We start from the raw sequence: 22,467 nt of genomic DNA on the forward strand, positions 1-22,467 counted from the left end.
GGCATCACTTGCGGTAGCGCGGCGGCGGCGCATAGGCGCCGTCGGCCGGGAAGGCGCTGGGCTGCGACGGGGTGGCGTCGCGGCGCTGGCGGCGCGGTGCGTCGCGCTCTTCGAGTTCGAACAGCGCGGCGCCGATCACGCCGATGTTGCGCACGTCACCAGCTTCGGTGTTCGCCGCGTAGGCACGGCCGGGCGCGGAAAAGCGGAAGGCCGCGACCTCGTTCTCGCTCTTGCGGAAGCCTTCGATGGTGAGCGCCTGCAGCGGACGCAGCACGTAGCCGCCATTGCGCAGGCTACCGGGCTTGCCGTTGAGCACGTCGAGGCCGTCGACCGTGGCGATCACCTCGTAGTTGCGCTCGCTGAGATTGCGAAAGCGCAGCGTGTAGCGCGAGCCCTGCACGCCGGCGAGGCGGAACATGTCTTCGCCGCCACTGCCTCGACGGGCGCGCTGCAGCGGCAGCGGGCGGCTGTCTTCGCCGAGCACCGACCATTCGACGTCGCCGTCGGCCAGCATCAGGCTCAGGCGGCTCTCAGGATTGCTGCCCACGGAGCGGCGAACGGCAGAGGCCTCGTTGTAGCCCAGCAAGGCCACGTCGTCCGGCTGGTCGGACAGGCGCTTGGTGATGACCGTGCGGGTCTTCGATTCGAGGCCCTCGCCCCATTGCGTGCCGAGCTGCAGCGCGGGCGCAGCCGGAGCGGCGCTGGGCGTGGCACTCAGGGCAGCCGACGTGCGCGGCGCCTGCGGCATCTGGCTGCAGGCGGCCAGCAGTGCGGCGCCCGCAACGAGACCCGTGGCGAATCGAAAAAGACGCGAATGACGGAGACGATCGATCATCTTGCTTGCTCCTCCCGGTGACCGGTTGTTTGAGCTCAGATCTTACGCAGCCGCATCCGGGCGGCTTCGGCGTGCGCCTGCAGGCCCTCGCCCTCGGCCAGCGTCACGGCGATCGGGCCCAGCACCTGGGCGCCGGCTTCGCTGACCTCGATCAGGCTGGAGCGCTTCTGGAAGTCGTACACGCCCAGCGGGCTGGAAAAGCGCGCCGTGCCGCTGGTGGGCAGCACGTGGTTCGGGCCAGCGCAGTAGTCGCCCAGGCTTTCGCTGGTGAAGGCGCCGAGGAAGATCGCACCGGCGTGGCGCAGCAACGGCTCCCAGCGGTTCGGTTCGCTGCTGCTGCTGACTTCCAGATGCTCGGGGGCGATGCGGTTGCTGATCTCGCAGGCCTCTTCCATGCTCTTCGTGTGGATCAGCGCGCCGCGGCCGTTGAGCGAGGCGGCGATGATTTCCGCGCGCGGCATGGCCGGCAGCAAGCGGTCGATCTCGGCCTGCACGCGGTCGATGTAGGCAGCGTCGGGGCACAGCAGGATGCTCTGGGCCAGCTCGTCGTGCTCGGCCTGGCTGAACAGGTCCATGGCCACCCACTCGGGCGGCGTGGTGCCGTCGGCCAGCACCAAAATTTCGCTCGGGCCCGCGATCATGTCGATGCCCACGGTGCCGAACACGCGGCGCTTGGCGGCTGCCACGTAGGCGTTGCCGGGGCCGGTGATCTTGTCGACGGCGGGGATGGTGGCGGTGCCGTAGGCCAGCGCCGCCACGGCCTGCGCGCCGCCGATGGTGAAGCCGCGCGTGACGCCGGCCACATAGGCGGCGGCGAGCACGAGCTGGTTCTTTTCGCCCTTCGGCGTCGGCACCACCATGATGATTTCGCCCACGCCCGCAACGTGCGCCGGAATGGCGTTCATCAGCACGCTCGACGGGTACGCGGCCTTGCCGCCCGGCACATAGATGCCGACGCGGTCGAGCGGCGTGACCTTCTGGCCGAGCAACGTGCCATCGGCATCGCGGTAGCTCCAGCTTTCGCCGCTGGCCTTCTTCTGGGCCTCGTGATAGCTGCGCACACGGCGCGCGGCGGCTTCGAGCGCGTCGCGCTGAGCGGCCGGCAGCGCCTCGAAGGCGGCCTTGAGTTCGGCTTGCGTCAGCTCCAGCTCCGGCAGCGTCTTTGCATCGAGCTTGTCGAAGCGGTTGGTGTACTCCAGTACCGCATCGTCGCCGCGCTTCTGCACGTCGGCGAGGATGTCGGCCACCACCTTCTCGATGGCCGCGTCGTCGTCCGCGGACCAATGCAGCCGCGCCTTGAATTCAGCGTCGAAGCTGGCTGAAGTCGTGGACAGACGGGCGGGGGCTGCTTTCAGAGTCATGTGCGTGGTGCGTGGGTGGATGGGATTCAGGCGGAAGGAATGGCGGACGCAAACGCGTCGACGATGCGGCGGATCGGCTCGCGCTTGAGCTTCAGCGCGGCCTGGTTCACTACGAGGCGCGCGCTGATGTCCATGATGCGTTCGACCTCGACGAGGTGGTTGGCCTTGAGCGTGTTGCCGGTCGAAACCAGGTCGACGATTGCGTCGGCCAGGCCCGTGAGCGGCGCCAGCTCCATGCTGCCGTAGAGCTTGATCAGGTCGACGTGCACGCCCTTGCTGGCGAAGAAGTCGCGCGACAGGCCCACGTACTTGGTCGCCACGCGCAGGCGCGAGCCCTGCTTGACGGCCGAGGCGTAGTCGTAGTCGGCGCGCACAGCCACGCTGAGGCGGCAGGCCGCAATGCGCAGATCGAGCGGCTGGTACAGGCCCTGGTTGCCGTGCTCGAGCAGCACGTCGAGGCCGGTCACGCCAAGGTCGGCGCCGCCGTACTGCACGTAGGTGGGCACGTCGGAGGCGCGCACCAGCACCACGCGCACGTCGGGGCGGGTTGTTTCGAGAATCAGCTTGCGCGACTTCTCGGGGTCTTCGGTGACCTCGATGCCGGCGGCGGCCAGCAGGGGCATCGTCTCTTCGAAGATGCGGCCTTTGGAAAGAGCCAAGGTGATCATGCGGCGGCAGCTCCGGTCAGTCGTTCGATGTCGGCGCCCAGGCCGCGCAGCTTGGACTCCATGCGGTCGTAGCCCCGGTCGAGGTGGTAGATGCGGTCGACCAGCGTCTCGCCCTCGGCCACGAGGCCGGCGATGACCAGGCTGGCCGAGGCGCGCAGGTCGGTGGCCATCACGGTGGCACCCGAGAGCTGCTGCACGCCCTCGACCATCGCCACCTTGCCTTCGACGTGAATACGTGCGCCCAGGCGCACCATCTCGTTCACGTGCATGAAGCGGTTCTCGAAGATGGTCTCGGTGACCATCGAGGCGCCGCGCGCGATCACGTTCAGGGCCATGAACTGGGCCTGCATGTCGGTCGGAAAGCCCGGGTACTCGGTGGTGCTGAAGCTCTGCGCCTTCAGGTGCTCGTAGGCCGGGCCCTTGGAGCTGATGCGCACGCCGTCTTTTTCGGAGGCAACGGTGCAGCCCGCGTCGCGCAGCTTGTCGATCACGGCGTCGAGGTGGTCGCCGCGCGCGTGGCGCAGGAAGGCCTCGCCGCCCGTGGCCGCAACCGCGCACAGGAAGGTGCCGGCCTCGATGCGGTCAGCCACCACGGCGTGCTCGCAGCCGTGCAGCTTCTCGACGCCCTGGATGCGGATGTGGCTGGAGCCGTGGCCTTCGATCTTCGCACCCATGCGGATCAGCATTTCCGCGAGGTCGACGATCTCGGGCTCCTGCGCGGCGTTTTCGAGCAGCGTTTCGCCCTCGGCCAGCGCGGCGGCCATGAGGAAGTTCTCGGTGCCGGTGACGGTGACCATGTCGGTCAGGATGCGCGCGCCCTTCAGGCGGGTGCGGCCTTCGGGCAGGCGCGCGACCATGTAGCCGTGCTCGACCACGATCTCGGCGCCCATGGCCTGCAGGCCCTTGATGTGCTGGTCGACCGGCCGCGAGCCGATGGCGCAGCCGCCCGGCAGCGACACCTTGGCATGGCCGAAGCGCGCCAGCAGCGGGCCCAGGGCCAGCACGGAGGCGCGCATGGTCTTGACCAGCTCGTAGGGCGCCTCGGGGTTGCCGAGATCGCCGGCATTCAAGCGGACGGTGCCGTTGTCATCCCGCTCGGCCGTCACGCCCATGTTGCGCACCAGCTTGAGCATGGTCGACACGTCCTGCAGGCGCGGCACGTTGTGCAGCGTCACGGGCTGGTCGGTCAGCAGCGCCGCGCACAGCTCGGGCAGCGCGGCGTTCTTGGCGCCGGAAATGAGTACTTCGCCGCGGAGCTCTCGCCCGCCGCGAATCAGAAGTTTGTCCATCGAAGTTCCAGCGAAGTCAGGAGGCCACGAGGGGCCGGGAGTTATTTTTCCACTGCCGCCCATTCGGCCGGCGTGTAGGTCTTCATCGAAAGCGCGTGCACCTCGTCGGTGTGCATTTTCGCACCGAGGGTGGCGTAGACCCGCTGATGGCGCTGGATCGAGCGCTTGCCCTCGAATTCGGCCGAGACGATGGTGGCGTACCAATGTCGGCCATCGCCCTCGAGCGTGATGTGCTCGCACGGGAGATGGGACTGGATCAGGGCCTGGAGTTGTTCGGCGGTCATGGGGTGTGGGAAGAGGCTTTGTTCAGCCCCGGATTTTGTAGCCGATGCGAAGCAGGTGGACGGCAATCGCGCTCACCACCAGCCAAGCGGTGCCGACGATGCCCAGGCTGAGCCAGGGCGAGGCGTCGCTCACGCCGAAGAAACCGTAGCGGAAGCCGTCGATCATGTAGAAGAACGGGTTCAGGTGGCTCACGCTCTGCCAGAACGGGGGCAGCGAGCCGATCGAATAGAACACGCCCGACAGGAAGGTCATGGGCATGATCAGGAAGTTCTGGAACACCGCCATCTGGTCGAACTTCTCGGCCCAGAGACCGGCGATGAGGCCCAGCGTGCCCAGCATGGCCGAGCCCAGCAGCGCGAACACGATGATCCAGACCGGCGCGACGAAACTCGGCTGCGCGAACAGCACCGTCACGACGAACACACCGAGCCCCACGGCCAGCCCGCGGATGATCGACGAGCCCACATAGGCGAAGAACCAGCCCCAGTGCGACAGCGGCGTGAGCAGCACGAAGACCAGGTTGCCCATGATCTTGCTCTGGATGATCGACGACGAGCTGTTGGCAAAGGCGTTCTGCAGCACGCTCATCATCACGAGGCCGGGCACCAGGAAGGCCGTGTAGCCGACCGTGCCGTAGACCTTCACGTGGTCTTCGAGCACGTGGCCGAACACCATCAGGTACAGCAGCGCGGTGAGCACTGGCGCCCCCACGGTCTGGAAGCCGACCTTCCAGAAACGCAGCGTCTCCTTGTAGAGCAGCGCGCGCCAACCCGTGACGGCCATCATCGCGCGACCTCCAACGGGGTTTGCTCGCCTGCCATCAGGTCGATGAACACGTCTTCCAGGTCGGCCTTGCGCATTTCCACGTCTTCCACCGCGACGCCGGCTTCGCGGATGGCGGCCAGCAGTTGTTCGACTTCATGGGCGTTCTGCGCCGGCAGCTGCACGATGCGCCCGGTGATGCGCGCGTGCTGGGCAATGGCCCAGGGCAGCATGGCATCGGTCTTGAAGCGCAGCACGTTGCTCGCGGCCGATTTCAGCAGTTCGCTGGTGCGGTCGAGTGCGATCACGCGGCCCTGCTTGAGCATCGCGATGCGGCTGCACAGTGCCTCGGCCTCTTCGAGGTAATGGGTGGTGAGCAGCACGGTGCTGCCCTGCTTGTTGAGCCGGGCGACGAACTGCCAGAGCGTCTGGCGCAGTTCGACGTCGACACCGGCCGTGGGCTCGTCGAGCACGATCACCGGCGGCTTGTGCACCAGCGCCTGTGCCACCAGCACCCGGCGCTTCATGCCACCCGAGAGCTGGCGCATGTTGGCCGTGGCCTTGTCGGCGAGGCCCAGGCTTTGCAGCAGCTCGTCGATCCAGGCCTCGTTGTTCTTGATGCCGAAGTAGCCCGACTGGATGCGCAGCGATTCGCGCACGTTGAAGAAGGGGTCGAACACCAGCTCCTGCGGCACGATGCCAAGCTGGCGGCGCGCCTGCGCAAAGTCGCGCTGCACGTCGAAGCCATGGACGCTGATGGCACCGGCCGTGGGCCGCGACAGGCCCGCGAGCATGCTGATCAGGGTGGTCTTGCCCGCGCCGTTCGGGCCGAGCAGGCCGAAGAATTCGCCCGGTTCGATCTGGAAGCTGACCTCGTCGACAGCCTTGAGCCCTGGCTTGCCCTGGGCTTTTTGTTGTCTGGAGGGGGGGTAGGTCTTGGAGACCGATTGAAATGAAATCGCGGGCATGGGAGCCCGCGATTTTAAGGGGCCGTTACTTTTTCAGGGCGCGGCGGGCAAAAGGCCCGCAATGCCATACAGCGCCGCGAGTTCGCGCAAGCGAGGCGACAGGCCTTTGACGGAGAAGCCGCGGCCCAGCGCGCTCGACTCGCGCCTGCATTCGAGCAGTACGGCCAGCGCCGATGAATCGAACTGGGCCAGAGCGGTCGCGTCGACCACAGTGGACGACGAGTCGGCCTGGCCTTTCAGCCCCTGCTGCAGCATGCGCATGCAGGCGGGGGCCTCGTCGTGAGTGAGTCGGGTGGGCAGGACCAGCATCGCGTGCGCCCGGTCAGCCCTTGCTGTTGCCCTTGTTGCGCGCGGCCAGCGCGGCGATCAGGCCGTCGATGCCGTTCTTGTTGATTTCCTGCGCGAACTGGGTGCGGTAGGTGTCGACCAGCCACACGCCCAGCACATTCAGGTTGTAGACCTTCCAGCCGGCGCCCTGGCCGGGGGTCTTTTCGAGGCGGTAGTCGAGCTGCACCGGATCGCCACGGCCCTGGACCTCGGTGCGCACCAGCACGTCCTTATCGTCGGGCGAGCCGCGGAACGGGCGGATGGTGACGGTCTGGTCGGTCACCTGGTCGAGCGCGCCGGCATAAGTGCGCACCAGCAGGGCCTTGAACTCGTCCTGCAGGCGTTTTTGCTGCTCGGGCGTTGCAGTGCGCCAGGCCGGGCCGACTGCCGAGGCCGTCATGCGCTGGAAGTTGACGTTGGGCATGATCTTGCTGTCGACCAGCAGCATGATCTTGTTGACGTCGCCCGACTTGATGGACGAGTCGGCCTTGATCGTTTCGAGCACGTCGGTCGAGAGGCGCTTGACGAGCGCATCGGGCGCTTCGTCGGCGGCACGGGCGGGCTGGACGAAGGCGACAGCCGCACCGAACAGCAGGGCACCGGCCAGCACCAGGCGGCCAAGATCGCGACGTTGCAAGGTCTTGTTGTTCATGAAGAGTCCCTCATTCAAGTTTGAAAATCTGCAGTCACCCGAAAAAACCGGGTGCTGAGACAGGAACGGATTCGAGCCCCCTGGGGCCGACCGGGTTCCTGTCCGGGAGGTGAAGCCTTGCAACCGGATGCAAGCAGCCTTCCCTCCTCTTGCGGCTTACTTGTCGCCGCCACCACCGTCGCTGCCGGCACCGTCGCTACCACCGCCGTCGTCCGGCGGATTGCCGTCGTAGACCTGGCTGCGGCGGCGCTGCAGGAACGCATCGCGCGTGAACGAATACTTGTCGAGCGCCGCATCGCCGAGCAGTCGGCTCGCACGCAGGTACTGCGAGCGCGTGTCAACGATGCGCAGCACCGTCAGCGAATTGCGCCAGGGGATGTCTTCCACATAGCCCAGCGGGTCGCCGTACATATCGACCGGCTTGGCCGCGGTGTCGCGCAGCGTCGAGGAGCCCAGCAGCGGCAGCACGACGTACGGGCCCGGGCCCACGCCCCAGTAGCCCAGAGTCTGGCCGAAGTCTTCCTCGTGGCGGGGAATGCCGGCCTCGGTCGCAACGTCCAACAGGCCTCCAAGCCCGAAGAAGGTGTTGACGTTCAGGCGCATGAAGGTCTCGGCGCTGTTCTGCAGCTTGAGCTGGGCCACGTTGTTGGCCAGGCTCCAGACATCGCCGATGTTGCCGAAGAAGTTGTTCACGCCGGTGCGCACCATCGAAGGCAGCGCCTTCTGGTAGGCCGTGGCCACGGGAACGAGCACTGCATCGTCAACGGTGTCGTTGAAGCGCGAGACCCCGCGGTTGAACGGCTCGAGAGGGTCGGCCGGATTGGCGTTGGGTCCGGTGGCGCAACCGGCCATCAGTGCAAGAAAAGCTGCGGCGCCCACCCAACGGGCGCGAATTGCTACGTTATTCATAGCAGAAGACAAAAAAGATCGTGTTTTCATTTCTTGTTGGCTGTTCCAGGCGTCGAATTGCCTTCGGCCGCCTTGCTGTACAGGAACTGGCTGATCAGGTTTTCCAGCACCACGGCCGACTGGGTCGAGGTGATGGTGTCGCCGGCCTGCAAGTTCTTGTCTTCGGCGCCCGCCTCGATCCCGATGTACTGCTCACCGAGCAGGCCACTGGTCAGGATCTTGAGCGAGCTGTCCTTGGGAAAACTGTAGCGGTTTTGCAAAGCCAGCGTGACGTCGGCCTGAAAGGACTTGTCGTTGAAGGAGATGGATTCCACACGGCCGACCACAACCCCCGCGCTCTTCACAGCGGTTTGCGGCTTGAGCCCGCCGATGTTGTCGAAGCGCGCGGTCACCGAATAGGTCTTCTGGAAATTCAGGCTCAGCAGGTTGGCCGACTGCAGCGCGAGAAACAGCAGCGCCGCCGCGCCGATCAGCACGAACAGGCCGACCCAGATGTCGTTGTTGGAACGTTGCATGGTTTGACTCTCTGTCTAGAACGATGGAGGCCGAGCCTCTTTAGATACTGAACATCATGGCGGTCAGGAGGAAGTCCAGCCCCAGCACCGCCAGCGATGCCGTCACCACGGTCCGCGTGGTCGCGCGCGACACGCCTTCGGGCGTGGGCTGGGCTTCGTAGCCCTGCAGCAGCGCGATGAAGGTCACGGTAAAACCGAAGACGATGCTCTTGATGACGCCGTTGCCGACGTCGCGCCACACATCGACGCCGCCCTGCATCTGGCCCCAGAACGCGCCCGGGTCGACACCCAGCATCAGCACGCCCACCACGTAGCCGCCCATGATGCCGACCGCGCTGAACACAGCCGCCAGCAGCGGCATGGTGATGACGCCAGCCCAGAAACGCGGCGCGAGCACGCGCTGCACCGGGTCGATCGCCATCATTTCCATGGCGCTCAGCTGCTCGTCGGCCTTCATGAGACCGATCTCGGCAGTGAGCGATGTGCCCGCGCGCCCGGTGAACAGCAAGGCCGCCACCACGGGCCCGAGCTCGCGCACCAGGCTCAGCGTGACCAGCAGGCCGAGCGCTTCGGAAGAACCGTAGCGCTGCAGCGCGTAGTACATCTGCAGCCCGAGCACGAAGCCCACGAACAGCCCCGACACGCCGATGATCGCGAGCGAGTAGTTACCCAGGAAATGGATCTGGTCACGCACCAGCCCGAAGCGGCGCATGATCTGCGCGCCCGGGCCAACCAGGCGCATGAACAGCTTCGCGCCATAGCCCAGGTTGGCCAGATGGCGGCGCACGCCGAAGCCGACGTCTGCGGGCTTCCACCAGCTCATGAGCGCCCTCCTTCGACATTGCCGAAGTCGTCCTCGATGCTGACGCCGGGGTAGTGGAAACGCACCGGCCCGTCGGGCAGCGCATTGACGAACTGATGGACCAGCGGATCGGCGCTGTGGCGCACTTCGTCGGGCGTGCCCTGTGCGGCGATGCCGCCGTTGGCCAGGATGATCACGTGGTCGGCGATGCGGAAGGTTTCTTCGAGATCGTGCGACACGATGATGCTTGTGAGCCCGAGCGTGTCGTTGAGCTGGCGGATCAAACGCGCGGCGGTGCCGAGCGAGATCGGGTCGAGCCCGGCGAAAGGTTCGTCGTACATCACGAGGTCGGGGTCGAGCGCGATGGCGCGCGCCAGCGCCACGCGCCGCGCCATGCCGCCCGACACCTCGCTGGGCATCAGGTCGCGCGCACCGCGCAGGCCGACGGCATCGAGCTTCATGAGCACCACGTCGCGCACCAGCGCTTCGGAGAGTTGTGTGTGCTCGCGCAGCGGAAACGCCACGTTGTCGAACACGGTCATGTCGGTGAACAGCGCGCCGAACTGGAACAGCATGCCCATGCGACGCCGCGCTGCATAGAGCGAGGTTGCATCGAACTTGCCGACATCGTGGCCGTCGAAGAGCACCTCGCCGCGCTGGGCCTTCTGCTGCCCGCCGATCAGGCGAAGCACGGTGGTCTTGCCACCGCCCGATGCCCCCATCAGAGCCGTTACCTTGCCTCGCGGCACGGAGAACGAAACGCCGTCGAGGATGGCGCGTGCGCCATAGCCGAACGTGACGTCGCGGAACTCTACGAAGGGATGTGGCAGTGGTGCGGCTGGGTCCATCTCAATAAAAAAGCCGGGCGCTTTTTCAAGCATCCCGGCATGCGGTTTGACGCGGATGATAACGGGGCCGTGGCCGGCCCCGCGAAATTGAAACAAAATTCAGCGCGGCAGGTCGCTGAACCCCATCAGGAACTCATCCACCGAGCGCGCGGCCTGTCGGCCTTCACGAATGGCCCACACCACCAGCGACTGTCCGCGGCGGATGTCGCCGGCGGCAAAAACCTTCGGAATGTTGGTGACATAGCCGCCGATGAAGTCGACCGTGGCCTTGGCGTTGCCGCGGGCATCCTTCTCCACGCCGAAGGCGTCGAGCACGGTGGCCACGGGGCTGATGAAGCCCATCGCGAGCAGCACCAGATCGGCCTTGAGGATCTGCTCGCTGCCGGCCACTTCCTGCATCTTGCCGTCCTTCCATTCGACGCGAACGGTCTTCAGGCCGGTGACCTTGCCCTTTTCGCCGATGAATTCCTTGGTGGAGATCGCGAACTCGCGCTCGCAGCCCTCTTCATGGCTGGAGCTGGTGCGCAGCTTGATCGGCCAGTACGGCCAGGTCAGCGGGCGGTTTTCTTCCTCGGGCGGCTGGGGCATCAGCTCGAACTGCGTGACGCTGACCGCGCCATGGCGGTTGCTGGTGCCCACGCAGTCGGAGCCGGTGTCGCCACCGCCGATGACGATGACGTGCTTGCCGTCGGCGCGCAGCTGGCCCTTGACCTTGTCGCCCGCGTTGACACGGTTCTGCTGAGGCAAAAACTCCATCGCGAAGTGAATGCCGTCGAGGTCGCGGCCGGGCACCGGCAGGTCGCGCGACTGCTCAGCACCGCCTGTGAGCAGCACGGCATCGAACTCTTTCTGCAGTTGTTCGGGCGTGACGGTTTCCTTGGCCAGGTTCGTGACCTTGGAGCCCTTGCCCAGCGGGTCTTTCGCGGCACCGACCATCACGCCGGTGCGGAAGGTCACGCCTTCGGCCTTCATCTGCTCGACGCGGCGATCGATGTGCGACTTCTCCATCTTGAAGTCGGGGATGCCGTAGCGCAGCAGGCCGCCGACGCGGTCGTTCTTCTCGAACAGCGTCACGTCGTGGCCGGCGCGCGCGAGCTGCTGTGCGGCCGCCATGCCGGCCGGGCCCGAACCCACCACCGCCACCTTCTTGCCGGTCTTGTGCTTGGCGACGCGCGGCGCCACCCAGCCTTCGTCCCAGGCGCGGTCGATGATCGCGTGCTCCAGCGACTTGATGCCGACCGCGTCGTCGTTCACGTTGAGCACGCAGGCTGCCTCGCAGGGCGCGGGGCAGATGCGGCCGGTGAACTCGGGGAAGTTGTTGGTCGAGTCGAGCACCGCGAAGGCGTTCTGCCAGTCGTTGCGGTACACGAGGTCGTTGAAGTCCGGAATGATGTTGTTGACCGGGCAGCCGCTGTTGCAGAACGGCGTGCCGCAGTCCATGCAGCGCGCGCCCTGCACCTTGGCCTGTTCGGTGTCCAGGCCGACGACGAATTCCTTGTAGTGCTTGACGCGCTCTTCGATGGGCTTGTAGCCCTCTTCGACACGCTCATGCTCCATGAAGCCGGTGATCTTTCCCATCGTGCTTTCCTTTGTTCTCTGTACTCGTGGGCGCTCAGACCGAAGCCGGGGCCGTTTGCGGTGCGGGAGCCAGCGCGTGCGGCTCGAGGCCGATGTGCGCGTTGTTGCCGCTGCTGGTGAGCTCGACCTTGCGGTCGTGCAGCTCGGCCAGCGCGCGCTTGTATTCGTTCGGGAACACCTTCACGAACTTCGTGCGCGACACGGCCCAGTTGTCGAGCAGCTCGCGTGCGCGCTTGCTGCCCGTCCAGCGGTGGTGCTCTTCGAGCAGCTTCTTCAGCTGCGCTTCGTCGGTGACGCCGCCGTGCCAGATCTTGCGATGCACGCTCGCGGTCTGCTCGGCCGAGGTCAGCACCTTGTCGAGCGAAACCATCGAGAGGTTGCAGCGCGTGGCGAACTGGCCGTCTTCGTCGTAGACGAAGGCAACGCCGCCACTCATGCCGGCCGCGAAGTTGCGGCCCGTCTTGCCGAGCACGGCCACCGTGCCGCCGGTCATGTATTCGCAACCGTGGTCGCCGGTGCCTTCGATGACCGCCGTGGCGCCCGACAGGCGCACCGCAAAGCGCTCGCCGGCCACACCGCACAGGTAGGCCTCGCCGGTGGTCGCGCCGTACAGCGCGGTGTTGCCGACGATGGTGTTGCGCACCGCTTCGCCGCGGAAGTCGAGGCTGGGGCGCACCACCACGCGGCCGCCCGAAAGGCCCTTGCCGGTGTAGTCGTTGGCGTCACCAATCAGGTACAGCGTGATGCCGCGTGCCAGGAAGGCACCGAACGACTGGCCGCCCGTGCCTTCGAGCTGGATGCGGATCGAATCGTCAGGCAGGCCCTGCGGATGCACCTTGGTCAGCGCGCCCGAAAGCATTGCGCCCACCGAGCGGTTGACGTTGCGCGCCACCTCGATGAACTGCACCTTCTCGCCCTTGTCGATGGCGGGACGCGATTTTTCGATGAGCTTCACGTCCAGCGCCTTGTCGAGGCCGTGATCCTGGTTCTCGACATGGAAGCGCGGCACGTCGGCCGGCACGTTAGGCAGCGCGAACAGGCGGCTGAAGTCCAGGCCCGAGGCCTTCCAGTGCTCGATGCCCTTGCGCATGTCGAGCAGGTCGGCGCGGCCGATCAGGTCGTCGAACTTGCGGATGCCGAGCTGGGCCATGATCTGGCGCACTTCTTCGGCAACGAAGAAGAAGTAGTTGACGACATGCTCGGGCTTGCCCGAGAACTTCTTGCGCAGCACCGGGTCTTGCGTGGCCACGCCCACCGGGCAGGTGTTCAGGTGGCACTTGCGCATCATGATGCAGCCCTCGACCACCAGCGGGGCGGTGGCAAAGCCGAACTCGTCGGCGCCCAGCAGTGCACCGATGGCGACGTCGCGGCCGGTCTTCATCTGGCCGTCGGCCTGCACGCGGATGCGGCTGCGCAGGCGGTTGAGCACCAGCGTCTGCTGCGTTTCGGCCAGGCCGATTTCCCACGGACTGCCCGCATGCTTGATCGACGACCAGGGCGAGGCGCCCGTGCCGCCGTCATGGCCGGCGATCACGACGTGGTCGCTCTTGCACTTGGCCACGCCGGCCGCGATGGTGCCCACGCCGATTTCGCTCACCAGTTTCACGCTGATGCTGGCGTGCGGGGCGGTGTTCTTCAGGTCGTGAATGAGCTGCGCCAAGTCTTCGATCGAGTAGATGTCATGGTGCGGCGGCGGCGAAATGAGGCCCACGCCCGGCACGGCATAGCGCTGCTTGCCGATGTACTCGGTGACCTTGCCGCCCGGCAGCTGACCGCCCTCGCCCGGCTTGGCGCCCTGCGCCATCTTGATCTGGATCTGGTCGGCCGAATGCAGGTACTCGGCTGTGACGCCGAAGCGGCCCGACGCGACCTGCTTGATGCGCGAACGCAGCGAGTCGCCGTCCTTCAGCGGCAGGTCGACCTCGACGTTTTCGGCGCCGATCACGCTCTTGAGCGTGTCGCCCAGCTTGATCGGGATGCCCTTGAGCTCATTGCGGTAGCGTGCGGGGTCTTCGCCGCCTTCGCCGGTGTTGCTCTTGCCGCCGATGCGGTTCATGGCAATGGCGAGCGTGGAGTGCGCCTCGGTGCTGATCGAGCCGAGCGACATCGCGCCGGTGGCGAAGCGCTTGACGATATCGGCGGCGGATTCGACTTCGTCCACCGGGATGGCCTTGGCCGGATCGATCTTGAACTCGAACAGGCCGCGCAGCGTGAGGTGACGGCGGTTCTGGTCGTTGATGAGCTGCGCGTATTCCTTGTACGTGTTCCAGTTGTTGGAGCGCGTGCTGTGCTGCAGCTTGGCGATGGCGTCGGGCGTCCACATGTGCTCTTCGCCGCGCGTGCGCCAGGCGTATTCGCCGCCAGCGTCGAGCATGTTGGAGAGCACGGGGTCGTCACCGAAGGCGGCCTTGTGCATGCGGATGGCTTCTTCGGCGATCTCGAAGACGCCGATGCCTTCCACGCGGCTGGCGGTGCCGGTGAAGTACTTGCTCACTGTCTCGCTGTTCAGGCCGATGGCTTCGAACAGCTGCGCGCCGCAATAGCTCATGTAGGTGCTGACACCCATCTTCGACATGATCTTCGACAGACCCTTGCCGATGGCCTTCACGTAGTTGTAGACCGCCTTGTCGGCGCTCAGGTCGCCCGGCAGGTCTGCGTGCATGGCCGCCAGCGTTTCCATGGCGAGGTAGGGGTGCACGGCTTCGGCGCCGTAGCCCGCCAGCACGCCGAAGTGATGCACTTCGCGGGCCGAGCCAGTCTCGACAACCAGGCCGGCGGTGGTGCGCAGGCCTTCGCGCACGAGGTACTGGTGCACGGCCGACAGGGCCAGCACGGCGGGAATGGCCACTTGCGTCGGGCTCACGCCGCGGTCGCTGATGATCAGGATGTTGTGGCCGCCCTTGATGGCGTCCACCGCTTCGGCGCACAGCGAGGCCAGCTTGGCTTCGACGCCTTCGTCGCCCCAGGCGAGCGGGTAGGTGATGTCGAGCGCATAGCTCTTGAACTTGCCCTGCGTGTACTTGCCGATGTCGCGCAGCTTCGCCATGTCGGCGAAGTCGAGGATCGGCTGGCTCACTTCGAGCCGCATCGGCGGGTTGACCTGGTTGATGTCCAGCAGGTTGGGCTTGGGGCCGATGAAGGACACCAGCGACATCACGATGGCTTCGCGGATCGGGTCGATCGGCGGGTTCGTCACCTGCGCGAACAACTGCTTGAAGTAGTTGTACAGCGGCTTGTTCTTGCTGGAGAGCACGGCCAGCGGGCTGTCGTTGCCCATGGACCCGATGCCTTCTTCGCCAGCCTGCGCCATCGGGCTCATCAGGAACTTGATGTCTTCCTGGGTGTAGCCGAAGGCCTGCTGACGATCGAGCAGCGCGACTTGCGAGAGCGGCGCGGAGACCGGCTCGGCCTTGACGCTGTCGAGCTTGATGCGCAGGTTCTCGATCCACTGCTTGTAGGGCTTGCTGTTGGCGAGGGTGGACTTGACCTCCTCGTCGTCGATCATGCGGCCCTGCTCCAGGTCGATCAGGAACATCTTGCCGGGCTGCAGGCGCCACTTGCGCACGATCTTCTGCTCGGGCACGGGCAGCACGCCCGACTCCGACGCCATGATGACCAGGTCGTCGTCGGTCACGCAGTAGCGCGAGGGGCGCAGGCCGTTGCGGTCGAGCGTGGCGCCGATCTGGCGGCCGTCGGTGAACACGATGGAAGCCGGGCCGTCCCACGGCTCGAGCATGGCGGCGTGGTATTCATAGAACGCGCGGCGGCGCGGGTCCATGGTGGCGTGCTGTTCCCAGGGCTCGGGAATCATCATCATCACGGCCTGGCTGATGGGGTAGCCGGACATCGTCAACAGCTCCAGGCAGTTGTCGAAGGTGGCGGTGTCGGATTGGCCGGCGAAGCTGATGGGGTAGAGCTTTTGCAGGTCGGCGCCCAGAACCGGCGACGACATCACGCCTTCACGTGCCTTCATCCAGTTGTAGTTGCCCTTGACCGTGTTGATTTCGCCGTTGTGGGCGACGTAGCGGTACGGGTGGGCCAGCGGCCACTCGGGGAAGGTGTTGGTCGAGAAGCGCTGGTGCACCAGGCCCAGGGCCGAGACGCAGCGCTTGTCCTGCAGGTCAAGGTAGTAGGTACCGACCTGGTCGGCCAGCAGCAGGCCTTTGTAGACCACGGTGCGGCTCGACATGCTGGGAACGTAGTATTCCTTGCTGTGCTTGAGCTTCAGGCGCTGGATGTTGGCGCTGGCGGTCTTGCGGATCACGTAGAGCTTGCGTTCCAGCGCGTCCTGCACGATCACGTCGTTGCCGCGGCCGATGAAGACCTGGCGCAGCAGCGGCTCTTTTTCGCGCACGGTGGGCGACATGGGCATGTCGCGGTTGACCGGCACGTCGCGCCAGCCGAGCAGCACCTGGCCTTCGGCCTTGATGGCGCGTTCCATCTCTTGTTCGCAGGCCTCGCGCGAGGCGTGTTCCTTCGGCAGGAAGATCATGCCGACGCCGTACTCGCCCGGCGGGGGCAGCGTGACGCCCTGCTTCGCCATTTCTTCGCGGTACAGGTGGTCGGGCAGCTGGATCAGGATGCCGGCGCCGTCGCCCATCAGCTTGTCAGCGCCCACGGCGCCGCGATGGTCGAGGTTTTCGAGGATCTTCAAGCCCTGCAGCACGATGGCATGGCTTTTTTCGCCCTTGATGTGTGCAACGAAGCCGACGCCGCAGGCATCGTGCTCGTCGGCACCGGAATACAGACCGTGTTCTTGGAGATGTTGAATCTCGGCAGCCGTCGTCATGGGCGCGCTCCTTCAGTTTTCGCAGGGAAAGGGAGCATATTGCGATGCACAAAGAATGCCAAACACTTTAATAGGGGTCAGATTCTTATTAAATGTTGAGTTTTCTTATCGGAATTAAATTGGGGACATATCGAAAACAGGAGCACAAAGACCAATCGACGCAATGAATTGGTGCCGCTTTTCAGCTCAGGATGAGCTGTTCGAAGGCGGCCGGCCAGCCTTGGCTTTGACCACCCGGCGGTCGGTGGACTTCTGCAGGCCGTCGAGAAAATCGTCGTCACCGGCAGCCCAGCCCCGCAAGGTGGCTTCAGTCAGCGCGCTTTGGTCAGCCGCGCGTACCCCACCGCGCACCAACTCGACATACGCGGCCTCCCGCGCGAACGGCGTGTTGCCGAGCTCCCAGTACAGCGGATGCGGCGTCAGCAACCGGTCGTGCCGCAGCCCGGCGTAGTGGCCGTGGCTCGACCACGGAAAGTCGCGCGCATCGGCCACCATGCCCGCCCGCACCGGGTTGAGGTCGATGTAGGCCATGCAGGTCAGCAGGTAGCGGTCGGCCTGGATCAGCGTCGACCGGTAGCGCCCCTCCCACAGCGTGCCGCTGCGGCCGTGGCGGTCGTTGAAGTAGCGCACGTAGCTGCGACCCACCGACTGCATGAACTGGGGCAGGCCGGTGGTGCTGTTGGGCGTGGCCAGCAGATGAAAGTGGTTGTCCATCAACACATAGGCATGCAGCGCGATGCCGAAGCGCGTGGCGTTCTCGGCCAGCAGCGCGAGCAGCTTCTCGTGATCCGCGCGATCCACGAAGATCGGCTGGCGGTTGTTGCCGCGCTGAATCACGTGGTGCGGCATGTCGGCCAGCGTGAGACGGGGAAGACGGGCCATCGGGGCAAGCGGACGCGAGTTGCGCGCCAGCCTTCAGGCGAGACGAAAGCGCGTGTCGCCCAGCGTGTCGAGCCCGAACTGCGCCAGCAACTCGCGCAGCCGCGTCGCCGCACTCGCCTTGCGCTGGCCCGTGTAGCGCGCCAGGATCAGTTCGTTTTTCATGCTGTGCTCCCAGCCGACCAGTTCGGTCACCGTAACGCTGTAGCCGTTGGCTTCGAGATACAAGCAGCGCAGCACGTTGGTGAGCTGGCTGCCGATTTCGCGCGTGTGCAGCGGATGGCGCCACAGCTCGGCCAGCGGTGTCCGCGAGAGTGCCAGCGCCTTGGTTTCGCGCAGGCAGGCGGCCACTTCGGCCTGGCAGCAGGGCACGAGCACCATGCAGCGCGCCTTCTTGGCCAGGCCAAAGGCGATGGCGTCGTCGGTGGCGGTGTCGCAGGCGTGCAGCGCGGTGACCACGTCGATCTGCTCCGGCAGTTCGCTTGCCTGCGCCGATTCGGCCACGGTGAGGTTCAGGAACGACATGCGGTCGAAGCCCAGCCGCTGCGCCAGCGCACGCGAGCGCTCGACCAGTTCGCCGCGCGTCTCGATGCCGTAGACATGGCCGCTGCTGCCCTGTCGTGCCCGGAAGAACAGGTCATAGATGATGAAGCCGAGGTACGACTTGCCCGCGCCATGGTCGGCCAGCGTGGCGCCTGCGCCCTCTTCCGGCAGCTCGCGCAGCAGCTGCTCGATGAACTGGAACAGGTGGTAGACCTGCTTGAGCTTGCGCCGCGAGTCCTGGTTGAGCCGCCCCTCGCGGGTGAGGATGTGCAGCTCCTTGAGCAACTCGACGGACTGGCCAGGGCGCAGGGCATCGGCCAGTTCGGCATCAGCCTTGACTGCCTTGTTCGTCTTCGTCACCGGTTTCGATGCGGCTTTGGTGTTCATGGCTTGGCACTCCCGGGGCCGACGTCGAGCGCCGCCCAGCCATCGGACCCCAGCGCTTCGAGCGTGTCGATGTTGCGCTCGAAGATGGCCTCCGCCTCGGGGAACGCCTCGACCGCGCGGCTCACGCTGTCCTCGCGCAGCAGGTGCAGCGTGGGGTATGGCGCGCGGTTGGTGGCGTTGCCGAGGTCGTCGGCTTCGGTGCCGGCGAACTGGAACTGCGGATGAAAGCTCGCCAGCTGGAACACGCCGTCGAAACCGGCGCGCGCGAGCCGGCGTTCGGCACGCGCCGCGAAATCGTTGAAGTCCAGGAAGTCGGCCAAGGTGTTCGGTGCAATCAGAAGTGTGGTGTCGCGCACGGCGGCGTCGAGCGCTGCGAGGTCTTTGGCTTCGGCCAGTAGCGCATCCATCAGGTCGGCCTCTTCGGTGGGCTCGTACACGGCGTAGTGGATCTGCGCCTTCACGTGCACGGCCTTTGCGAAGGGGCACAGGTTGAGGCCGATCACCGCGCATTCGAGCCAGCGCCGCGTGTCCGCTTCGGCCTGGGCGGCTGCAATTGTCGTCGGATGGGTCATGCCATCTCCGCCGCAGGGCGAATCCGCCCCAGTCGCCGCGCGATCGCCATGCCGGCCAGCGAACAGGCCAGCGTGGCCGTCCAGGTCCAGTGCCAGCCGCCAACGCGGTGGGCCAGCCACGCCACCGCGGGCGGGGCCAGGAACTGGCCGAGCGAGGAAGCCTGCTGCATGAGGCCGACGGTCGTCGACACGGTGGTGGGCCCGGGTGCCAGCCGCACTCCCAGCAAAAACAGCGTGGCCGGCACCATGCCGCCGCCCAGCGAGAAGGCGCAGACGGCGATGTAGCGCAGCGCGGGTGGCAGGCCCAGCGCGTCGGCGCCTTGCCCTGTTTGCGCGAAGGCGGCCACGCCGCCCAGCGCCATCGTCAGGAAGCCGAGTTGCAGCAGGCGTTCGGGCGCCACACCGCGCTGCAGCCAGCGGCCGCCGGCAATGTTGCCGACGATGTTCATGGCAGCCGCGAGCGCGGTGAGCACCGCGTTCCAGGCGGCCGGCACGCCCGCACCCGCATAGATGGCGGGCAGGAAACCGATGACGGCCATCCACTGTGACGAGTACACGGCGAACGTCAGCGCGATCAGCCAGGGTGCACGCGCACCGACAGTGGCGCGCAGGCGCGATGACCAGCCTTCGCTGGGCTGGCCTGCCGCTGCCTGGCGGGTGCGATCAGCAGGCACGACCGTCCACAGCCAGAGCGCAGCACCGGCCGAAACGAGCGACAGCGCCCACCACCAGCCCGTCCAACCGCCCCAGGCGATCAGGGCGGGTCCAAGCAGCAGTGCAAGGGCCACGCCGAGCGGCATGTAGGCGCCCCAGAGGCCCAGCGCCGCCTTGTCCGCGCCCGGCGGGGTCAAGGCGCGGATCAGCCCCGGTCCTGGCATGACCGCCAGCAGGAAGCCAATGCCTTCGACGCCACGCAGCAGAAGCAGCCATTGCACGGCGTGCGCGCCGCCGTCCGCGCTGGTGCCGACCAAGCCACCCAGCAGGCTCGCGACGGTCAAGACGATCAGCCCCGTCAGCATGCTGCGGCGCAGGCCGATGGTGTCGGCAGCAAGCCCGACCAGCAGCCCCAGGGTCATGCTTGCGACCTGCACGAGCGACAAAAGGAATCCCGCCTCGACCAGGCCGATGCCGAGCGATGCCTGCAGCGCCGGCACGGCAGGCGGCAGCTTGCCCAAGTGCAGGGCTCCGCTGACGCCGCCCAGCAGGACGGCAAAGGCGGCGACGGGAACTCGCGGACGTGCTGCGACGGAACTCACGCGATCCCCCGACGGCCTGTGAGCCGCTCGTGTTCACGCATTGCGAAGCGGTCGGTCATGCCTGCGATGTAGTCGGCCACAGCGCGGTGCCTGTCGCCGCGCTCAGCGAAGGAAGTTGGCATTTCGGCACTGCGCTCGAGATAGGCCTCGAACAACTCCCGCACCACGTCGCGTGCTTGGTCGGTGGTCTGGGTGACCTGCGGATGCCGGTAAAGGTTGTGGAAGAGAAAGCGCTTGAGGTCTTCCGACTGGGCCTGCATGGTGCCGCTGAACGCGACAACGGGCGGAGCCTTGCGCACCGCGTCGGCATCGGCCGGAGCGAGGACTTCGAGCGCCGCGCGCGTCGCGTCGATCACGTCGTAGACCTGCGCGCTCAGCATGCGCCGGATGGTTTCGTAGAGCACGCGTCGGCCCTGCAACTGCGGGTGCTCGGCAAGCGCCTCGCGGCGATGGCGCTCGAACAGCTCGACCTCGGACAGTTGCTCGACGCTGATGAGCCCCGAGCGCACGCCGTCGTCGATGTCGTGGGCGTTGTAGGCGATGGCATCGGCGAGGTTGCACAGCTGCGCCTCGAGGGCCGGCTGCGTGCGGTCCAGGAAGCGCCGGGCCACACCCCCGGGCTCAGCCGCCTCGATGCGCTCCGCATTCGCGCGGGAGCAGTGCTTGAGGATGCCCTCGCGGGTCTCGAAGCTGAGATTCAGCCCGTCGTACTGCGGATAGCGATGCTCCAGCGCATCGACCACACGCAGGCTCTGCAGGTTGTGCTCGAAGCCACCATGCCCGGCCATGCAGTCGTTGAGCGCGTCCTGGCCCGCATGGCCGAAGGGCGTGTGGCCCAGGTCATGGGCCAGCGCAATCGCTTCGACCAGGTCTTCGTTGATGCGCAGGGCCCGGGCGATCGAGCGGCCCAGCTGGGCAACTTCGAGCGAGTGCGTGAGCCGGGTACGGAACAGGTCACCCTCGTGGTTCAGGAACACCTGTGTCTTGTAGACCAGTCGGCGAAAAGCCGTGGAATGCACGATGCGGTCGCGATCGCGCTGGAAGGCATCGCGCGTAGGCGCGGGCGGCTCCGCATGCCGACGGCCGCGCGACCGCGCGGGCAGGCAGGCATAGGCCGCGAGGCTCATCCGGCGCAGCACTGCGCGAGCACTTCGCGCACCAGCGCGTCAGGCGCGCTGCGGACCACGGCAGAGCCGGGCCGGTCGATCACCACGAAGCGGATCTCGCCGGCTTCCGATTTCTTGTCGACGCGCATCAGCTCCAGATAGCGCTCGGCTCCCAGCGCGGGGCCGACGATCGGCAGGCCGGCGCGCTCGATCAGGCGCGTGAGCCTCTCGACGAATGCGGCATCGACGCCGCCGAGCCGCTGCGACAGGTGCGCCGCCATGACCATGCCGCAGCCGACGGCCTCACCGTGCAGCCATTCGCCATAGCCGAGGCCCGACTCGATCGCGTGGCCGAAGGTGTGGCCGAAATTGAGGATCGCGCGCAGGCCGGTCTCGCGCTCGTCCTGGCCGACCACCAGCGCCTTGATCTCGCAGCTGCGCTTGACGGCGTAGGCCAGTGCGGCGGGGTCTCTTGCGACGAGGGCGTCGATGTTCGCCTCGATCCAGTCGAAGAAGGCCATGTCGTGGATCGGGCCGTACTTGATGACTTCGGCCAGGCCGGCGCTCAGTTCGCGCGGGGGCAGCGTCTGCAGCGTGGACAGATCGCAAACCACGAGCTGCGGCTGGTAGAACGCGCCAATCATGTTCTTGCCGAGCGGGTGATTGATGGCCGTCTTGCCGCCGACCGAGGAATCAACCTGCGCCAGCAGCGTGGTCGGCACCTGCACGAAAGGCACGCCTCGCATGTAGCTGGCGGCGGCGAAGCCGGTCATATCGCCCACCACGCCGCCGCCCAGGGCGAACAGCACGGTCTTGCGGTCGCTGCCATGGCCCAGCAGGTCGTCGAAGATCAGGTTCAGGGTCTGCAGGTTCTTGTAGACCTCGCCGTCGGGCAACTCGAGCAGGTGAACCGTGCGGAAGCGGTCCGCCAGGGCAGCCTGCAGCGCCTTGGCGTAAAGCGGCGCCACCGTGGTGTTGCTGACGATCAGGGCCGTGGCCGCGGCGGGCGTGACGGCAAAGCTCTTGGGGTCGTCCAGCAGGCCGGCGCCGATCAGGATCGGGTAACTGCGGTCGCCGAGCTGGATGTCGACGCGTTCTGGCGGGGCGGAAAGTACGGGCAGGGACATGGGCAGCGA

General features: G+C 66.4%; 21 protein-coding genes. All 21 read right to left on the reverse strand.

The window, feature by feature from the left end; all coding sequences use genetic code 11:
* Positions 1 to 4 precede the first annotated feature (4 nt).
* The 21 genes from ACSFCA_RS06525 to aroB all read right to left on the reverse strand — a co-directional run bounded on the left by ACSFCA_RS06525 (position 5) and on the right by aroB (position 22,458).
* Positions 5 to 835 (reverse strand): hypothetical protein, encoded by an 831-nt coding sequence (locus ACSFCA_RS06525; protein WP_435458999.1) that lies wholly within the window; start codon positions 833 to 835, stop codon positions 5 to 7.
* Positions 836 to 870: 35 nt separating this feature from the next.
* Positions 871 to 2,196, reverse strand: a complete 1,326-nt coding sequence (gene hisD / locus ACSFCA_RS06530; protein ID WP_435459000.1) for a histidinol dehydrogenase — start codon at positions 2,194 to 2,196, stop codon at positions 871 to 873.
* A 26-nt stretch (positions 2,197 to 2,222) separates the two neighbouring features.
* The gene (gene hisG / locus ACSFCA_RS06535; RefSeq protein WP_435459001.1) at positions 2,223 to 2,864 is read right to left on the reverse strand and encodes an ATP phosphoribosyltransferase; all 642 of its coding nucleotides are present in this window, start codon (positions 2,862 to 2,864) and stop codon (positions 2,223 to 2,225) included.
* Entirely contained in the window at positions 2,861 to 4,153 is a 1,293-nt protein-coding gene (gene murA, locus ACSFCA_RS06540; protein ID WP_435459002.1) for a UDP-N-acetylglucosamine 1-carboxyvinyltransferase, read from the reverse strand. Before murA ends, hisG begins: the two co-directional genes overlap by 4 nt.
* A 41-nt stretch (positions 4,154 to 4,194) precedes the next feature.
* Complete coding sequence (locus tag ACSFCA_RS06545; protein ID WP_093048598.1) at positions 4,195 to 4,437, reverse strand: BolA family protein; 243 nt, start codon at positions 4,435 to 4,437, stop codon at positions 4,195 to 4,197.
* 22 nt (positions 4,438 to 4,459) lie between these two features.
* Positions 4,460 to 5,224, reverse strand: coding sequence for an ABC transporter permease (locus ACSFCA_RS06550; RefSeq protein ID WP_258350966.1), 765 nt, complete (start codon positions 5,222 to 5,224; stop codon positions 4,460 to 4,462).
* Entirely contained in the window at positions 5,221 to 6,168 is a 948-nt protein-coding gene (locus tag ACSFCA_RS06555; protein ID WP_093048586.1) for an ABC transporter ATP-binding protein, read from the reverse strand. The genes ACSFCA_RS06550 and ACSFCA_RS06555 overlap by 4 nt, the downstream gene beginning before the upstream one ends.
* Positions 6,169 to 6,201: 33 nt before the next feature.
* On the reverse strand, positions 6,202 to 6,477 hold the full coding sequence (locus ACSFCA_RS06560) for an STAS domain-containing protein (protein ID WP_093048583.1): 276 nt from the start codon (positions 6,475 to 6,477) through the stop codon (positions 6,202 to 6,204).
* 13 nt (positions 6,478 to 6,490) lie between these two features.
* Complete coding sequence (locus ACSFCA_RS06565) at positions 6,491 to 7,147, reverse strand: MlaC/ttg2D family ABC transporter substrate-binding protein (protein WP_258350967.1); 657 nt, start codon at positions 7,145 to 7,147, stop codon at positions 6,491 to 6,493.
* 156 nt (positions 7,148 to 7,303) lie between these two features.
* Positions 7,304 to 8,056, reverse strand: coding sequence for an MlaA family lipoprotein (locus ACSFCA_RS06570; protein ID WP_435459003.1), 753 nt, complete (start codon positions 8,054 to 8,056; stop codon positions 7,304 to 7,306).
* A 26-nt stretch (positions 8,057 to 8,082) separates the two neighbouring features.
* Complete coding sequence (gene mlaD / locus ACSFCA_RS06575) at positions 8,083 to 8,571, reverse strand: outer membrane lipid asymmetry maintenance protein MlaD (RefSeq protein ID WP_093048574.1); 489 nt, start codon at positions 8,569 to 8,571, stop codon at positions 8,083 to 8,085.
* A 40-nt stretch (positions 8,572 to 8,611) separates the two neighbouring features.
* The gene (gene mlaE / locus ACSFCA_RS06580) at positions 8,612 to 9,394 is read right to left on the reverse strand and encodes a lipid asymmetry maintenance ABC transporter permease subunit MlaE (protein ID WP_258350970.1); all 783 of its coding nucleotides are present in this window, start codon (positions 9,392 to 9,394) and stop codon (positions 8,612 to 8,614) included.
* The gene (locus tag ACSFCA_RS06585; RefSeq protein WP_258350971.1) at positions 9,391 to 10,254 is read right to left on the reverse strand and encodes an ABC transporter ATP-binding protein; all 864 of its coding nucleotides are present in this window, start codon (positions 10,252 to 10,254) and stop codon (positions 9,391 to 9,393) included. Before ACSFCA_RS06585 ends, mlaE begins: the two co-directional genes overlap by 4 nt.
* Positions 10,255 to 10,320: 66 nt before the next feature.
* Entirely contained in the window at positions 10,321 to 11,799 is a 1,479-nt protein-coding gene (locus tag ACSFCA_RS06590; RefSeq protein ID WP_435459004.1) for a glutamate synthase subunit beta, read from the reverse strand.
* A 34-nt stretch (positions 11,800 to 11,833) separates the two neighbouring features.
* Positions 11,834 to 16,588 carry a glutamate synthase-related protein gene (locus ACSFCA_RS06595; protein ID WP_435459005.1) on the reverse strand — a complete coding sequence of 1,585 codons (4,755 nt, stop codon included), beginning with the start codon at positions 16,586 to 16,588 and terminating at the stop codon, positions 11,834 to 11,836.
* A 186-nt stretch (positions 16,589 to 16,774) separates the two neighbouring features.
* A complete protein-coding gene (locus ACSFCA_RS06600; protein WP_435459006.1) occupies positions 16,775 to 17,470 on the reverse strand; it encodes a transposase in 696 nt (231 codons plus the stop codon).
* A 33-nt stretch (positions 17,471 to 17,503) separates the two neighbouring features.
* Positions 17,504 to 18,397 (reverse strand): class I SAM-dependent methyltransferase, encoded by an 894-nt coding sequence (locus ACSFCA_RS06605; RefSeq protein WP_258350975.1) that lies wholly within the window; start codon positions 18,395 to 18,397, stop codon positions 17,504 to 17,506.
* Entirely contained in the window at positions 18,394 to 18,969 is a 576-nt protein-coding gene (locus ACSFCA_RS06610; RefSeq protein WP_435459007.1) for a DUF1415 domain-containing protein, read from the reverse strand. The genes ACSFCA_RS06605 and ACSFCA_RS06610 overlap by 4 nt, the downstream gene beginning before the upstream one ends.
* Positions 18,966 to 20,225 (reverse strand): MFS transporter, encoded by a 1,260-nt coding sequence (locus tag ACSFCA_RS06615; protein WP_435459008.1) that lies wholly within the window; start codon positions 20,223 to 20,225, stop codon positions 18,966 to 18,968. Before ACSFCA_RS06615 ends, ACSFCA_RS06610 begins: the two co-directional genes overlap by 4 nt.
* The gene (locus ACSFCA_RS06620) at positions 20,222 to 21,352 is read right to left on the reverse strand and encodes a deoxyguanosinetriphosphate triphosphohydrolase (RefSeq protein ID WP_435459061.1); all 1,131 of its coding nucleotides are present in this window, start codon (positions 21,350 to 21,352) and stop codon (positions 20,222 to 20,224) included. Before ACSFCA_RS06620 ends, ACSFCA_RS06615 begins: the two co-directional genes overlap by 4 nt.
* A complete protein-coding gene (aroB, locus tag ACSFCA_RS06625) occupies positions 21,349 to 22,458 on the reverse strand; it encodes a 3-dehydroquinate synthase (protein WP_435459009.1) in 1,110 nt (369 codons plus the stop codon). Before aroB ends, ACSFCA_RS06620 begins: the two co-directional genes overlap by 4 nt.
* Between the last annotated feature and the right edge of the window lie 9 nt (positions 22,459 to 22,467).

The sequence above is a fragment of the Variovorax multivorans genome (genome assembly GCF_051216835.1).
Classification (GTDB): Bacteria; Pseudomonadota; Gammaproteobacteria; order Burkholderiales; family Burkholderiaceae_C; genus Variovorax.

Coding starts and splice junctions, on each gene's coding strand:
- ACSFCA_RS06525 (WP_435458999.1), bottom strand. CDS start 835: ATGATCGATCGTCTCCGTCATTCGCGTCTTTTTCGATTCGCCACGGGT.
- hisD (WP_435459000.1), bottom strand. CDS start 2,196: ATGACTCTGAAAGCAGCCCCCGCCCGTCTGTCCACGACTTCAGCCAGC.
- hisG (WP_435459001.1), bottom strand. CDS start 2,864: ATGATCACCTTGGCTCTTTCCAAAGGCCGCATCTTCGAAGAGACGATG.
- murA (WP_435459002.1), bottom strand. CDS start 4,153: ATGGACAAACTTCTGATTCGCGGCGGGCGAGAGCTCCGCGGCGAAGTA.
- ACSFCA_RS06545 (WP_093048598.1), bottom strand. CDS start 4,437: ATGACCGCCGAACAACTCCAGGCCCTGATCCAGTCCCATCTCCCGTGC.
- ACSFCA_RS06550 (WP_258350966.1), bottom strand. CDS start 5,224: ATGATGGCCGTCACGGGTTGGCGCGCGCTGCTCTACAAGGAGACGCTG.
- ACSFCA_RS06555 (WP_093048586.1), bottom strand. CDS start 6,168: ATGCCCGCGATTTCATTTCAATCGGTCTCCAAGACCTACCCCCCCTCC.
- ACSFCA_RS06560 (WP_093048583.1), bottom strand. CDS start 6,477: ATGCTGGTCCTGCCCACCCGACTCACTCACGACGAGGCCCCCGCCTGC.
- ACSFCA_RS06565 (WP_258350967.1), bottom strand. CDS start 7,147: ATGAACAACAAGACCTTGCAACGTCGCGATCTTGGCCGCCTGGTGCTG.
- ACSFCA_RS06570 (WP_435459003.1), bottom strand. CDS start 8,056: ATGAATAACGTAGCAATTCGCGCCCGTTGGGTGGGCGCCGCAGCTTTT.
- mlaD (WP_093048574.1), bottom strand. CDS start 8,571: ATGCAACGTTCCAACAACGACATCTGGGTCGGCCTGTTCGTGCTGATC.
- mlaE (WP_258350970.1), bottom strand. CDS start 9,394: ATGAGCTGGTGGAAGCCCGCAGACGTCGGCTTCGGCGTGCGCCGCCAT.
- ACSFCA_RS06585 (WP_258350971.1), bottom strand. CDS start 10,254: ATGCTTGAAAAAGCGCCCGGCTTTTTTATTGAGATGGACCCAGCCGCA.
- ACSFCA_RS06590 (WP_435459004.1), bottom strand. CDS start 11,799: ATGGGAAAGATCACCGGCTTCATGGAGCATGAGCGTGTCGAAGAGGGC.
- ACSFCA_RS06595 (WP_435459005.1), bottom strand. CDS start 16,588: ATGACGACGGCTGCCGAGATTCAACATCTCCAAGAACACGGTCTGTAT.
- ACSFCA_RS06600 (WP_435459006.1), bottom strand. CDS start 17,470: ATGGCCCGTCTTCCCCGTCTCACGCTGGCCGACATGCCGCACCACGTG.
- ACSFCA_RS06605 (WP_258350975.1), bottom strand. CDS start 18,397: ATGAACACCAAAGCCGCATCGAAACCGGTGACGAAGACGAACAAGGCA.
- ACSFCA_RS06610 (WP_435459007.1), bottom strand. CDS start 18,969: ATGACCCATCCGACGACAATTGCAGCCGCCCAGGCCGAAGCGGACACG.
- ACSFCA_RS06620 (WP_435459061.1), bottom strand. CDS start 21,352: ATGAGCCTCGCGGCCTATGCCTGCCTGCCCGCGCGGTCGCGCGGCCGT.
- aroB (WP_435459009.1), bottom strand. CDS start 22,458: ATGTCCCTGCCCGTACTTTCCGCCCCGCCAGAACGCGTCGACATCCAG.